Source organism: Microvirga flocculans ATCC BAA-817, from assembly GCF_000518665.1.
Taxonomy (GTDB): domain Bacteria; phylum Pseudomonadota; class Alphaproteobacteria; order Rhizobiales; family Beijerinckiaceae; genus Microvirga; species Microvirga flocculans.
This window is the reverse complement of the sequence record NZ_JAEA01000009.1, coordinates 133,221-147,055: the sequence shown is the minus strand read 5'-3', so window position 1 is coordinate 147,055 and position 13,835 is coordinate 133,221. Positions and strand designations below refer to the sequence as shown.

Annotated in this window: 12 protein-coding genes; 3 read left to right on the top strand and 9 right to left on the bottom strand. The window is 65.4% G+C overall.

From position 1 onward, the window contains the following. The 9 genes from otsB to L879_RS0111775 form a co-directional block, all read right to left on the bottom strand. Positions 1-753, bottom strand: coding sequence for a trehalose-phosphatase (otsB, locus tag L879_RS21465; RefSeq protein WP_035459424.1), 753 nt, complete (start codon positions 751-753; stop codon positions 1-3). Between the two features lie 22 nt (positions 754-775). Continuing rightward, positions 776-3,010: an alpha,alpha-trehalose-phosphate synthase (UDP-forming) gene (locus tag L879_RS0111810; protein ID WP_035459422.1), complete on the bottom strand. Its 2,235-nt coding sequence runs from the start codon at positions 3,008-3,010 to the stop codon at positions 776-778. A 252-nt stretch (positions 3,011-3,262) separates the two neighbouring features. After that, positions 3,263-4,585: an HlyD family type I secretion periplasmic adaptor subunit gene (locus L879_RS0111805; RefSeq protein ID WP_027316282.1), complete on the bottom strand. Its 1,323-nt coding sequence runs from the start codon at positions 4,583-4,585 to the stop codon at positions 3,263-3,265. Then, a complete protein-coding gene (locus L879_RS21460) occupies positions 4,586-6,367 on the bottom strand; it encodes a type I secretion system permease/ATPase (RefSeq protein ID WP_035459420.1) in 1,782 nt (593 codons plus the stop codon). Between the two features lie 458 nt (positions 6,368-6,825). Beyond that, positions 6,826-6,957 (bottom strand): hypothetical protein, encoded by a 132-nt coding sequence (locus L879_RS24480; protein ID WP_275944457.1) that lies wholly within the window; start codon positions 6,955-6,957, stop codon positions 6,826-6,828. Next, the gene (gene cydB / locus L879_RS0111790; protein WP_027316281.1) at positions 6,957-8,006 is read right to left on the bottom strand and encodes a cytochrome d ubiquinol oxidase subunit II; all 1,050 of its coding nucleotides are present in this window, start codon (positions 8,004-8,006) and stop codon (positions 6,957-6,959) included. The genes L879_RS24480 and cydB overlap by 1 nt, the downstream gene beginning before the upstream one ends. A 12-nt stretch (positions 8,007-8,018) precedes the next feature. Beyond that, complete coding sequence (locus tag L879_RS0111785; RefSeq protein ID WP_027316280.1) at positions 8,019-9,455, bottom strand: cytochrome ubiquinol oxidase subunit I; 1,437 nt, start codon at positions 9,453-9,455, stop codon at positions 8,019-8,021. 168 nt (positions 9,456-9,623) lie between these two features. Further along, on the bottom strand, positions 9,624-9,989 hold the full coding sequence (locus tag L879_RS0111780) for a hypothetical protein (RefSeq protein ID WP_027316279.1): 366 nt from the start codon (positions 9,987-9,989) through the stop codon (positions 9,624-9,626). Positions 9,990-10,070: 81 nt separating this feature from the next. After that, positions 10,071-11,255, bottom strand: coding sequence for a DNA topoisomerase IB (locus L879_RS0111775; RefSeq protein ID WP_027316278.1), 1,185 nt, complete (start codon positions 11,253-11,255; stop codon positions 10,071-10,073). Positions 11,256-11,361: 106 nt separating this feature from the next. On the opposite strand from L879_RS0111775, the gene L879_RS0111770 reads away from it, so the two are divergent. The 3 genes from L879_RS0111770 (at position 11,362) to L879_RS21455 (ending at position 13,830) form a co-directional block, all read left to right on the top strand. After that, positions 11,362-12,513, top strand: coding sequence for a glycosyltransferase family 4 protein (locus L879_RS0111770; protein WP_027316277.1), 1,152 nt, complete (start codon positions 11,362-11,364; stop codon positions 12,511-12,513). Continuing rightward, entirely contained in the window at positions 12,510-13,160 is a 651-nt protein-coding gene (locus L879_RS0111765) for a class I SAM-dependent methyltransferase (protein ID WP_035459418.1), read from the top strand. Before L879_RS0111770 ends, L879_RS0111765 begins: the two co-directional genes overlap by 4 nt. Before the next feature lie 163 nt (positions 13,161-13,323). Then, entirely contained in the window at positions 13,324-13,830 is a 507-nt protein-coding gene (locus tag L879_RS21455) for a Fur family transcriptional regulator (RefSeq protein ID WP_051435260.1), read from the top strand. Positions 13,831-13,835: the final 5 nt, after the last annotated feature.

The window sequence follows — 13,835 nt, the reverse complement described above, 5'->3', positions numbered from 1 at the left end:
TCAGAAATCATCCCCTTTGAAAGGAAGAGAGGCATCGAAGGCCCATGCGGACAGGCAATGACGCAGGGCCGCGGGCGTTCCAAGCCGCACCTTGGCGACGGTCTCGCCCGGACCGATGCGGATGGAGACGCCGCCATGGGCGTTCACCGCCTTGAACCCGTTCTCGTCGGTCAAGTCGTCGCCGATGAAGACCGGGCACCGTCCCTTGTAGGGCGCTTCCTGAAGAAACCGCTCGATCACTTTTCCCTTGCCTGCCGCCGATGGCAGGATTTCGGCAACGGCCTTGCCGTGCTGAACGCGATAGTCGCCGCCGAGGGCCTCGACGGCGGCATGCGCGGTCGCGAGCGCAAAGTCCTTCTCGTGTGGCGCAAGCCGCCAATGGATGGCGACGGAACATCCCTTGTCCTCGATGAGCACCCCTTCCTTGTCCGCCACGATTCGCCTGAGGCGCCCGACCATGTCGCGCAGGGCCGGATGATCCTCGGGATCGCACATCGAGAGCCGCCCCGCGACGCGCTGCTCGAGTCCGTGCAGCCCCGCCATGTCGAATTCATGCGGCGCGAACCGGCTGTCGAGGAAGGCGATGGGGCGTCCGCTGATGATCGCGAGCGCGCCGCCGAGCCTTTCCTGCAGCGCCGTCAGGATGCGCGGCAGGGCCGGATCGACCGCAACCGCGTCGGGACGCTCGACGATCTCCACGAGAGTTCCGTCGAAATCGAGGAAGAGAGCATAATCGTCGGGCGCATCGGGCATCGGGCTTCGTCCTGCATATGCGTCACGCATTGGCTGCGGCCCGCTTGCGTCCCCTGGCGATCAGCCGCCTGATCCGCTGCTGCTTGCGCAGGCGCGAGGCGGCGAGGAGCATCTGCCCCGCCCAACGATAGACGTTGCGCTCCTTGACCTGATCGCGCATCAGCCTCATCCGCTCCCGCTGCTCCGGCTGGGGCATAGTGAGCGCCCGGTTAATGGCCTCGCTCATCGCATGGGCATTGTACGGGTTGACGATCAGAGCCTCCGACAATTCGCGGGACGCACCCGCGAAGGCTGAGAGAATGAGCACGCCCTGCTCGTCGTCGCGGGCCGCCACGAATTCCTTCGCGACGAGATTCATCCCGTCGTGCAGGCTCGACACGATGCACAGATCGGCGGCGCGGAAAAGTTCGAACACCTCGTCAGGCTCGTGATGACGGATGAGGAGCTTGATGGGCTCGTACCCATCGCCGCCATGGCGCTGATTGATGTCGCGGGCAAGCGCCTCCGCCTCTTCCTGCAGGATGCGGTAGTTCTGCAGCTTGCTCCTCGTCGGAGCCGCTACCTGGACGAAGGCGAAGTTGCCATGCCAGTCCGGATTTTCGGTCAGCAGAACGTCGATGGCCTGCATGCGGTCGAGAATGCCCTTGGTGTAGTCGAACCGCTCGATGCCGACGCCGATGCGCATGTCGGGCGACAGGCCGAGGCGCTCGCGCACGATCCGCCGGCATTCCTCGACGGGCTTCTGCCCCTCGAGCGCCGTCGGCGGCCATTCGATGGAAATCGGATAAGGGCGGATCAGGGTTTCCTCACCGCCGAAGAACACCGAATCCTTCTCCCGGTCGATCCGGCTTTCCACGTAGGAATCGACCGCATCCATGAAGTTGTTGCAATGCGCCTGGGTGTGGAACCCGAGGATGGACGAGCCGAGAAGCCCGTCGATGATCTCCTCACGCCAGGGGCAGATGCCGAAGGTTTCCGCATTGGGCCATGGGATATGCCAGAAGGTCACGATGGTCGCCCGCGGCAACCGATCGCGGATCATGCGCGGCAGAAGCGCGAAGTGATAATCCTGCACGAGGATGATCGGATCCTCGCGTTTGGCTTCGGCCACGATGGCCTGTGCGAATTTCTCGTTCACCGAGCGGTAGAACTGCCAGTCGGCCTCGCGGAAGACCGGCCGCACGAAGGCGATGTGGCACAAGGGCCAGAGCCCTTCGTTGGCAGCGCCGTAATAATACCCGTCCTGCTCCTCCTCCGTGAGCCAGACGCGGCGGAGGGTGTAGGACGGATGGCTCGGCGGAACCGGCACCCGGTCGTTGACGTCCACCGTCTCCCGGTCCGCCGTGCCGCTGCCATGGGCGACCCAGGTTCCGCCGCAGGCGCGCACCACCGGCTCAAGAGCCGAAACGAGGCCGCTCGCCGGAATCTGCAGGGCGATCTCGCCGCTCTCCGTGCGGTTGTGGATGTAAGGCTCGCGGTTCGAGACCACGATCACCTCGGAACCGGACAATTCGTTGGACAGGGCCGCCCGCAGCGTGGCCGGGTTCCAATCCGTATGGGCGGCATCGATGGTCCGCCGCGAAGCCTCCAGCTCGTGGAGGACATCGCGGATCTCCTGGCCCAGGGGCATGATATTCTCTTCCACCGCCGGCTGGGCATTGCCGGACCGGGCGTGCTCGACAGCTTGGCGGATGGAGGCGAGCCAGCGCCGCATGATGATCGCGGCGATCATGGCCGCCAGCGCCGCCGCCCCGAAGGCGACGCCCGCCAGGGCCAGGAAGAGGTAGTTTCTCGCCTCCCCGCCCCGCTGCTCGGCATAGCTCAGATCGTGCAGGACCACGAGATGTCCGCGTCGTCCCCCGGCGTTTAGCGGGAAGGAGCTCACCAGCACATTGTGATCCTGATTGCGCACGATGGAGAAGCTTTCCGAATCGGAGCGCGCCGCCTCCGCGCAGGAGAAGGAGGGCGGCATGTTGCGCGAGGGGAAGCGCAGCTCCTGCCCATCGCAATAGCCGATGGCGAGCACGCGCTCGTCGGAGGCGATGCGCTCGAAGAGAGCGCTTACCTTCTGGGCGTCGTTGCGGGCCAGGAGCCCGCTGACCTGGTCGCGGACGGAGTTGAAGACGAGGCGGGAACGCAACTCCACGTCGCGACGCGACCATTGTTCCACGAAGGATGTCGCAAAGGGGAGAACGGCCAGGATGACGATGGCCGCCACGAGCATTGCGATGCCGCCAAAGCGGAAGATGATCCTCAAAACACTCAGTTCCTCAATAATGTGAACACCGTCATCGAAGCGGCCGGGCCGGCCTCGGGACGCCCTCGGAGAGGGATCGCTTCGATGGAGGACCGCAAGGAACGCGGTCTTCGTCCCTGTTATGGGTTCCGAACCGGAACTTTCCAGGCTTGAGGAGAATGGACGGGGCTTTCAGCGCCCGATTCAAACGAAAACCGCGGCCGGCGCTGAGGGCACCGGCCGCGGGGATAAGCTTTTCGCGCTGAAGGAAGATCAGTGCTCGCGGAAGGCGCGGGCGATCTGCTCCTGCATGGGCTTGAAGAAATATTCGAACGGGGTGCGCTGGTTCACCTCGACGAAGACCTCAGCCTGCATGCCGGCGATGAGGTGAATGTTCTCGAGCTTCTTCAGCTCCTGCTGCGGAAGCTCGATCCGGATCGTATAGAAGGTGGTGCCGGTCTGCTGATCGCGGGACACGTCCGCCGAAATGCGGCTGACGCTGCCGTGCAGATCCGGGATCATGCGGGCGTTGGAGGCGTGGACCTTCACCGTCGCCTTCTGGCCGAGCTTCACCTGATCGATCTCGTTCGGGAGAACCTTGGCCTCGAGTTCGAGCTTGTCGTTGATGGGCACGATGTTCATCACCGGCTCGGCGGGCGAGATCACGCCGCCGATGGTGTGAACGTTGAGCTGGTGCACGTAGCCGTCGCTGGGCGCACGGATGTCGATGCGCTTCAGCTGGTCCTCGGCGGCCACGCGCCGCTCGGTGTACTCGGCGACCTTGGCCTGGATCTCGCGCAGCTCCTGCACCGCTTCCGCGCGCATCTGCTCGTCGATCTGGATGATCTGGAACTCCGTCTCGGCGATGCGGCTCTCCGCCTGGGCGACCGCGGCGATGAGCTGGCCGCGCTGGCCTTCGATGCTGGCGGCATCGCGCTCGAGCGCGTTCAGGCGCGTGATCGGAACCAGATTCCGCTCGTAGAGATCGCGGACGCCCTTCAGCTCGTCCACGATCAGCGCGGCCTCGCGGGCCTTCGCCTGCTGCTGCGCCTTCAGGCCCCCGATCTCGTCCTGGGACTGGGCGATGCGCTTGCGGAGCTGATCCTTCTGCGCGTCGCGCGAGGCGCGGCGGGCCGTGAACAGGGTCCGCTCCGACGACATGATCTTCTGCACGGCCGGATCCGTGAGCCGGTTGGCGAATTCCGGCGGCGTCATGACTTCGGAGGCCCCGTCGCGCTCGGCCTCGAGGCGCGCCTGGCGGCCGAGATACTCGTCGAGCTGCTTGGCCACGACCTGCAGGTTGGCGCGGGTGACGGTCTCGTCCAGGCGGATCAGGAGATCGCCCTGAGAGACACGGTCGCCTTCCTTGACCCGCAGCTCGCCGACGATGCCGCCGGTCGAGTGCTGCACCTTCTTCAGGCTGGTATCGACCACGAACTGACCGCCCGCGACGACGGCGCCCGACAGGGTCGAGGTGGCGGCCCACAGGCCGATGGTTCCGCCGAAGAGCGCGATCATGGCCATGCCGCCGATGGAGGATTGGCGCAGAATCCGCTGATGGACGGAGGGTTTTTCGGGAGCTTGAATGACCAACATTTAACCAACCTCTCGCAGGCTCGCGGCCTGGGCACCGGGGGCCTGCTGCGGGCGCACCGGAGCCGGCGCAGGCGCAGGCGTCGCGCTGCGTTTCATGACGGATTGCAGGACCTCGTCCCGCGGACCCATGGCCTTGATCCGTCCTTCTTCCATGATGGCGACCTGATCGACCTGGCCGAGGGCGGCGGGGCGGTGGGTGATGACGACGACGATGCCGCCGCGCTTCCTCACCGACAGGATCGCCTGGTTCAGGGCCTCGTCGCCCGCGCCGTCGAGGCTCGCATTCGGCTCGTCGAGCACGACGAGGAACGGGTTGCCGTAAAGGGCGCGCGCAAGCGCGACGCGCTGGCGCTGACCGCCTGAGAGGGAAGCGCCACCTTCACCGATGCGGGTGTCGTAACCGTCGGGCAGGTTCAGGACGAGCTCATGCGCGCCGGCCATCTGCGCCGCGGCGATGACGTCCTCCGGCTTCGCATCCGGCTGGAAGCGGGCGATGTTCTCGGCGATCGTGCCTTCGAACAGCTCCACGTCCTGCGGCAGGTAGCCGATATGGCGGCCGAGCGGGTCGGATTCCCACTGGTCCAGAGCCGCGCCGTCGAGGCGGATCTCGCCGCGCAGGGTCGGCCACACGCCCACGAGGGCACGGGCGAGCGTCGACTTGCCCGAGGCGCTCGGGCCGATGAGGCCGAGGCCCTGGCCGGCCTGGAGCTGGAGCGAGGCGGCCTGGACGATCGGCAGCGAGGCTCCCGGAGCGCCCACATAGATCTCCTCCACCGACAGGGCGGATTTCGGCGCGGGCAGCGGCATGCGCTGGCCCTGGGCCGGAACGAGCGACATGATGTGCTGGAGGCGGCGATAGGCCTGGCGGGAGGCGGTAAAGCCCTTCCAGTGCGCAACCGCGATCTCGATGGGCGCCAGGGCGCGGGACATGAGGATCGAGCCGGCGATCATGAGACCGCCCGACATCTGACCCTGGATCACGTAATAGGCGCCCAAGCCCAGCACGGCCGACTGCAGCACCATGCGGAAGACCTTGGCGAAGGCGCTGATGCCGGCGGAGGATTCGCTGGCCATCAGGCCGTCGTTGACGTGGCGGACATGCACCTCGTCATAGCGGCTTGCCAGGAAGCCGAGCATGCCGTTGGCGCGGATGGCCTCCGCGTTGCGGCGGCTGGTCTCCGCGATGGCATGCCGCTCGGCGCCGCTCTTGGTCACCTCGTAGGAGGGGCCCTTGCTCTTGGCGTCCGTGTAGATGGTCAGGAGAATGATGACGATTCCGCCCACCACCGAGAGCACGCCGATGCCGGGATGGATCATGAAGCAGCCGATGAGGAAGATCGGCATGAAGGGCATGTCGAACAGGGCCGTGGGACCCAGGCTCGAGAGGAAGCCGCGGATCGTGTCGACGTCGCGGATCGGCTGCATGCTTTCCGCCTGCTTGGCGCCCTTGAGCGGCATCGTCGCCACGAGATCGAAGACGCGGCGGGAAAGAAGCTCGTCGAAGCGGGCGCCGATACGCGCCAGCATCCGGCTGCGCAGCATGTCGAGGCCGCCGGACAGGGAATAGGCCGCGAGCGTGATGAGGGAGAGGCCGATCAAGGTGGGGATGCTGCGGCTCGACAGCACCCGGTCATAGACCTGGAGCATGTAGAGTGAGCCCGTCAGGGCCAGAAGGTTGACCACCGCGGAAAAGACCGCGACTCCCGTGAATGAAGGAAGACAGGACTTCAGAGCGTCTTGGACCTCTGTGCTCTCTTCCCGATGTCTCGATGCCTGCTTCATGTCTTCTTTTCCATAGGCGGCCGGTTGCCCGACGCCGTCGTGATTGCAGTATCACTGTGTAAGGATGTTACCTTAACACAGCGTTCGCCATCTGGCGATGGCTGCGATGCCGGGCTTGTGGCCCCACAAGAGTATCTCGTTATAGTTAGGCCGTCAGGCCCTGCTGTCTCTGCACTCTTATGGGTATCGAGATGCCCCTAAGGTGTCGCTTTCCGTTACGCCACCTTTTGTAACCCTATTCTATGTAACTTTGTCAACAAAAAGTCTTAGCAAATATGAAATGATCGTTTCTTCCCCTGTATTTGGAGGGGAACGCAACGTAACCACTTAACCTTGAACGTAACGTTTCAGTAAAATTCCGTGGTTCCCGCTCTCTGGCCTGCAAATGCGGTCGCATTATGGACGCCGGCCATGCCCCCGGCGCCGCAGCGAATCAGCCGCCATGTCGAGCTGCGGCGTCAGCGGGGAACGATGCCCCGCAGGCCGTAGACGAGGGCTGCGAAGACCGCGAGGCTCGCCACGTAGAGGAAGACGAACCAGAGCAGGCGCTTCGCGCGCTGCTCCGACGGGCGGGGCGTGTCGCTCGGCATCAGTGATACCCGTAGCCGCCGCCCGAGATTTCCTCCGCCACCTTGCCGCGGAACACGTAATAGGCATAGGCCGTGTAGGCGAAGGTGATCGGCAGGACGATGGCGAAACCCACCAGCGCGAAGAGCTGCGAGTTCACCGTGTTGGCCGTGTCCCAGATCGTGAGGTTCGGCGGCACGTTGTAGGGGAAGAGGCTCACGCCCAGGCCCAGATAGCCGAGCAGGAACATCGCGATGGCGAGGAAGAACGGGCGCACGTGGCGCCCCTCCTCGAGATCCCGGAACAGGCGGTAGGCCATATAGGCGGTGATCAGCGGGATCGGCGCCAGGAAGGCGACGTTCGGCCAGGTGAACCAGCGAGTCTCGATCTGCCGTCCGAGGAAGGGCACCCACAGGGAGACGACCGCCATCGCGACGATGGTGGCGAGAAGAAAGCGGACCGCCATGCGGCGCGCCCAGATTTCCAGCTCGCCCGTGGTCTTCATCACGCACCAGGTGGCCCCCAGGAGTCCGTAGCCGCAGATCAGGCTGAGGCCGGTGACGACACTGAAGGGCGTGAGGAAATCGAAGGTGCCGCCGGTGAACTGGCGCCCGTCGTTGGAGAAGCCCTGCACGAAGGCGCCGAGCACAATGCCCTGGAAGAAGGTGGCGAGCAGCGAGCCGAAGAAGAACGCATAATCCCACAGGAATTTCGAGCGCTCGGCCTTGAAGCGGAACTCGAAGGCGACGCCGCGGAAGATGAGCGCGATCAGCATGAGGATGATCGGCACGTAGAGCGCCGGCATCAGGACCGCGTAGGCGACGTGGAACACGGCGAAGAGTCCGCCGCCGCCGAGGATGAGCCAGGTTTCGTTGCCGTCCCAGATGGGCGCCACGGAGAACATCATGCGGTCGCGCCAATTCTCGCTGCCGGCGGCCCTGAACAGGATGCCGACGCCGAGATCGAAACCGTCGACGATCACGTACATGGCGACCGCCACCGCGAGGAGCGCCGCCCAGATCAACGGCAGCCAGAACGCCAGTCCCTCGTATTCCGTCCCGAAACCGAACATGGTCCTTGCCTCCTATTCCGCAGGCTGCGCACGATGGCCGGGACGTCCTTCCAAGCCTTCGTCCGGCACCGAGAGCGGACGCTTCGGCCTCTTGCCGAGATCGTCGCCGCGCATGTCCTCCACGGGATCGGGCCCGCGGCGCAGGAGCTTGGCGAGGTAGTAGGAGCCGAAGCCGAACACGAAGGCATAGACGACGATGAAGATGATCAGCGTCGAACCGACAGCCTGCGCAGAGACGGGAGAGACCGCATCCGCCGTGCGCAGATGCCCGTAGACCACCCAGGGCTGGCGGCCGATCTCGGCAGTGAACCAGCCGAACAGCACCGCGCCGAAGCCTGAGGGCGTCATGATCATGGCGGCCGTCAGGAAGGCCCTGTTGGTGAACAGCGTGCCTTTCCAGCGCAGGTAAAGGCTCCAGAGACCGATGCCCAACATGGCGAAGCCGATGCCGACCATGATGCGGAAGGAGAAGAAGACCGGCCAGACCGGCGGGCGCTCGTCCGGCGGCACTTCCTTCAATCCGGGAACCTCGCCGTCGAAGGCGTGGGTGAGAACCCAGCTGCCGATCTTCGGGATGCCGATCTCGTAATGGTTCGTCTCCGCCACCTCGTCGGGGATGGCGAAGAGGCGCAGCGGCATGTTGGACATCCGGTCCCAGTTGCCTTCGATGGCGGCGAGCTTCGTCGGCTGATATTTCAGCACGCCGAGGCCATGAAGATCGCCGATGAGGATCTGGACCGGCACGAAGAGGGTGGCGAACCACAGGGCCATGGAGAGCGAGCGGCGGGAACCGGCGAGCTTGGCCTCCGGCGCGTCGTGCGGATGGCGCAGCAGCATCCAGGCCGACATGCCCGCCACCGCGAAAGCCGTCGTCAGGTAGCAGCCCAGCACCATGTGGAAATAGCGCAAGGGGAAGGACGGATTGAACACGGCCTTGAACCAGTCGACCGGCACCGCCTTGCCGTTCTCGATGGCGAAACCGTCCGGCGTCTGCATCCAGGAATTGGCGGAGAGAATCCAGAAGGCGGAAATGAGCGTGCCCAAAGCAACCATGCAGGTGGCGAAGAAATGCAGGCGGTCCCCCACCTTCTCCCAGCCGAAGAGCATGATGCCGAGGAAGGCGGCCTCCAGGAAGAACGCCGTGATGACCTCGTAGGCGATGATGGGGCCCAGGACGTTGCCGGTGAATTCCGAGAAGCGCGACCAGTTGGTTCCGAACTGGTAGCTCATCACGATGCCGGACACCACGCCGAGACCGAAGGAGACGGCGAAGACCTTCACCCAGAAGCGGAAGAGCGTGCGATAGAGCGGATTGCCCGTCCGGAGCCAATTGAACTCCAGGGCCGCGAGCCAGCTGGCGAGGCCGATGGTGAAGGCCGGAAAGATGATGTGGAAGGCAACCGTGAACGCGAATTGGATGCGCGAAAGCATCAGGGCGTCGAATTCCATGCCGCTCCCCTTTGACGTTCATGCCTGCTTTTAGGGCAGAAGGCAGGCCTGGACCAGAGGGGCGAAGCCTGACGGCCCTGCATATTCGGAATTTCGTCTTCGGGGAGGACAGGGCGTCCATCCGTTCCGGCGCACCGGAAGGATTGCCGCCTCGGTCTCAGGGGATCTTCACGTTGCTGCGAGGTCGCGCAACGACGACTTGCGGCAGAAGAACGGTGGAAAGGTACTCGCCGTACCGGCATTCATGGCCGCCACGACCATGATGTTGGCCATGTCCAGCTCCTCGGCGGACCGAGGGCAGACATCGGCCCTCGCCGTGCATCCCGACGCAAGGAAGGCATCGTGACGCTCGATGAACTCCTGGCTCAGGCCCCGCGTGCCGCGCCGCGCGAGCGCCTCGGCCCAGGCCTTGCTGTAGCGTTCGCATTTCACCTCTGGCCAGCTCTTCGACTGGATCTCCTGCGCGACGGCGGATGAGCCTCCGCCCAGGGCCGAGACGATCAGCCACACCGCAACGCCGGCAATTGTCTTCATCGCATGCCCCTTCGCACCGCAGACTCCATCATCGGGCCCGCGTTCGGATCGGGCATTCCTTGTCTCGAACGGTGCATTCTTTCAAGGAGAACCGGAGGTCCGCATCTCCGGCGGGTTCCGGGCAGGCTTGCTCCCCGCCGACGCGCGACGGCTCTTCACCGGTTTTTTCTCATCCTGCTCCCCGAGCTCGCGGGAGAGGCGCTCCTTCAGCAAGGTCAGAACCGCAGCCTCCTCTGGCCTGAGGGATGGCAGATCCTCGCGCAGCTCGGCCTCGATCTCGTCCTTGATTTCGAGAAGCAGCTCGCCTTCCAGGTAGAGGGAGAACACCTCGGGATGCACATAGCATTTGCGGCAAATGCTGGGTGTGTTGCCGAGCCGGGCCGAGACTTTCTCGATCGCCGCACGGATGTTCTTCTTGGCCTTGGCCTCGCTGTCGAACTCTTCGAATTCCGTCAGCGCCAGGGCCGCGAGAACCGTTCCGGCCCAGGTGCGAAAATCCTTGGCGGTGATGTCGCGTCCGGTGATCTCCTTGAGATAGGCGTTCACATCGGACGAGGTGATCGATTGCCGGTCGCCGTTCTCATCGAGATACTGGAACAGATCCTGCCCCGGCAGGTCCTGGCAGGCCTTCACGATCCTGGCCACGCGCCGGTCCTTCACCTGCAGACGCCAGGTCTTGCCGCTCTTGCCCTTGAACTGGAAGCGCAGCGCGCCGCCTTCGACCTTCACATGCGGATCGCGCAGGGTCGTGAGGCCGTAGCTTCCGTTCTGCTTCGCATAATCGGCGTTGCCCACGCGGATCAGCGTGTTCTCGAGCAGATGCACCACCGTCGCCAACACCTTCTCGCGCGGCAATCCCCGCAGGCGCATGTGCTCGTCGATGGTCTTTCGGATCGCGGGCAAGCCTTGCGCGAATTCGATCATGTGCTCGTATTTCGTGCTCTCGCGAATTTCGCGGAAGGCCGGATGATAGCGGTACTGCTTGCGGCCCTTGGCGTCGCGACCCGTTGCCTGGATATGGCCGTTGGCCTTCGGGCAGATCCACACATCCGTGTAGGCCGGCGGAATGGCCAGCGACCTGATGCGGTCGAGGGTCGGCCTGTCCGCGACCTTCGCGCCGTCGGGCTTGAGATAGGTGAAGCCTCTGCCGGTCTTCCTGCGCCGGATGCCGGGCGTCTCATCGGACAGGTAGACGAGCCCCGCCGTCTCGGCGGCGTCGCGCGGATCGACGAGGTTCTCGGTGGTGTCATTGGGTTCGAGCAGCATGGGGGCCTTGCTTGACGGGCAGAACGGCAACGGCTGCGTGCAGGGGGAGTTCCCTTCCGGCCCTCGAGGGGGTTACAAGGGCGCACCCGTTCATCCGGATCATCCCTTGCCCTCCTCTGCTCAGCTCGCCCTTCAGAACCGCAAGCTCGTCTTCGTCGTGACCGAGGACTGGTTCTTCGCCTCCCATTTCCTGCCCATGGCCAGGGCCGCGCGGGAATTGGGACTCGCGGTGACCGTGGTCACGCGGGTGCGCGAGCACCGGGAGGTCATCGAGGCGACGGGCGCCAAGGTGATTCCGCTGGAGGCCGAAAGGCGCAGCCTGAACCCCATGGCGGCGGGCTATGCAGCCGGGCAGCTGGCCGCGATCCTCAAGGCCGAAAAGGCCGATCTCGTTCATTGCATCGCCCTCAAGGGCATCCTGGTCGGCGGCTTTGCCGCCGCGCTGGCCGGCGTCGGACGCCGCATCTACGCGCTCACCGGCCTCGGCTTTCTCGGAGCTCGCACCGACAGCGTCGGGCGCCTGGCGCGGCGGGCCGTGCGGCTGCTCGTGCGCGGTCTCGAGACGCGCCGGACGCGCTATGTCTTCGAGAACGCCGACGACCCCCGGCTCCTCGGCCTCGATCCCTCCGGCGGGCAGGTGACCATCGTCGGCGGGGCCGGGATCGACCCCGATCTCCTGAAGCCGGAGCCGCTTCCCGCCCAGCCTCCGCTCAAGGTCGCAATCGTCGCCCGCATGCTCTGGTCCAAGGGGATCGACGTGGCGGTCGAGGCGGTCCGGGCGGCGAGGGCCGGGGGCGCGTCCATCGAACTGTCGCTCTACGGCGCGCCCGATCCCTCGAATCCGAAGGCCATTCCCGAGGAGACTCTCAAGGGCTGGAGCGCCGAGCCCGGCATCGCCTGGCATGGGGCGACGCGGGACATCGCGGCCGTCTGGCGGGAGCACCATGTCGCCTGCCTGCCCTCCCGCGGCGGCGAGGGCCTGCCGCGAACCCTGCTCGAGGCCGCGGCCTGCGGCCGCGCCATCGTCACCACGGATGTGCCCGGTTGCCGCACCCTGGTGCGGGACGGCATCGAGGGGCTCATCGTGCCGCCCGGCGATGCGCAGGGCCTGACGGAGGCCTTGCTGGCCCTGGCCCGCCAGCCCGAACGCGTCGCCCGCATGGGCGAGGCCGGCCGGGCCCGGGTTCTCGATGGCTTTACGGAACGGGATGTGATGGAAAGCGTCAAACGGCTCTACCGCTCAATGCTTGCCTCATGATCGTCGATCCCGTCGCCTTCATCCGCACCGAGACCCGCCTGCGCCTCGTTCCTCACGCCCCGGAGATCGCGCTCCATGTCGCCGACGAGGCGACGGAGCTGTGGCAGAAGACGGAGGAGGAACTCGGCGAGATCGGCCTGCCTCCGCCCTTCTGGGCCTTCGCCTGGGCCGGCGGACAGGCGCTCGCCCGGTATGTCCTCGACCATCCCGAAACGGTCCACGGACGGCGCGTGCTGGATTTCGCCTCCGGCTCGGGGCTCGTCGCCATCGCGGCCATGAAGGCCGGGGCCGCTGAGGTGACCGCCTGCGACATCGATCCCTTCGCCATCGCGGCCATCGGGGTCAATGCGGACGCGAACCGGGTAGCCGTCACCCCGTTGAAGGCCGATATCGTCGGCGAGGACCGGGGCTGGGATACGGTTCTTGCGGGCGACATCTGCTACGAGCGCGATCTCGCCGAGCGCGTCGCCGAATGGCTGTTCGCTCTGAACCGCAGGGGCGCGACCGTCCTCATCGGCGATCCGGGACGCAGCTACCTGCCGAAGGACCGGCTGGAGAACCTGGCCGCCTACGAGGTGCCCGTGACGCGGACGCTCGAGGATTCGGACATCAAGAAGTCGAGCGTCTGGCGTTTCCGCCAGCCATGAGGGGCTCGAGGCCCAGCCCGAAATTTTTGTGACAGAATTTCATGCGGCCCTATTTACCCCCATGAACATGTAGTGTTATATCCTCTATGAACGAGGTGGGTTCACCCAGATTGCGGTGTCCATCGCCTCGAGCCGACCTCAGTCTCGAACGAAGGTGATCCCGATGGTCCATAGCCCGTCTCCGCAGCACCGCATCCCCGCCAAGAGCCCCCGATTTCCTGCCGCGAATGCCTCCGAGACGGTCAAGCAGACCCTTGTCGAGATGGAGGCCCTCTGCCGGGCGAGAAGAGCCCGCCTGACGCCGATCCGCCGCCGGGTGCTGGAGGTTCTGCTCTGCTCCCAGAAGCCTCTCGGCGCCTACGATCTGGCCTCCGCGCTCGCCTCGCATGGACGCCGCATGGCCCCGATCACGGTCTATCGCGCGCTGGACTTTCTCATCGAGCAGGGCCTCGCCCACCGCATCGCCAGCCGGAACGCCTATGTGGCCGGGACCGGCAATCGCGGGACGACCGCGTTCCTGGTCTGCGAATCCTGCGGGGACGCCACCGAGATCGCGTCTCCCGAGGTGGCGGCGACGGTGCTCAAGGTTCTGACGGAGCGGGGCTATCAGCCCCACGCCCGGATCCTGGAGATCACGGGGCGCTGCGCCCATTGCCAGGACATTCACTGAAGGCA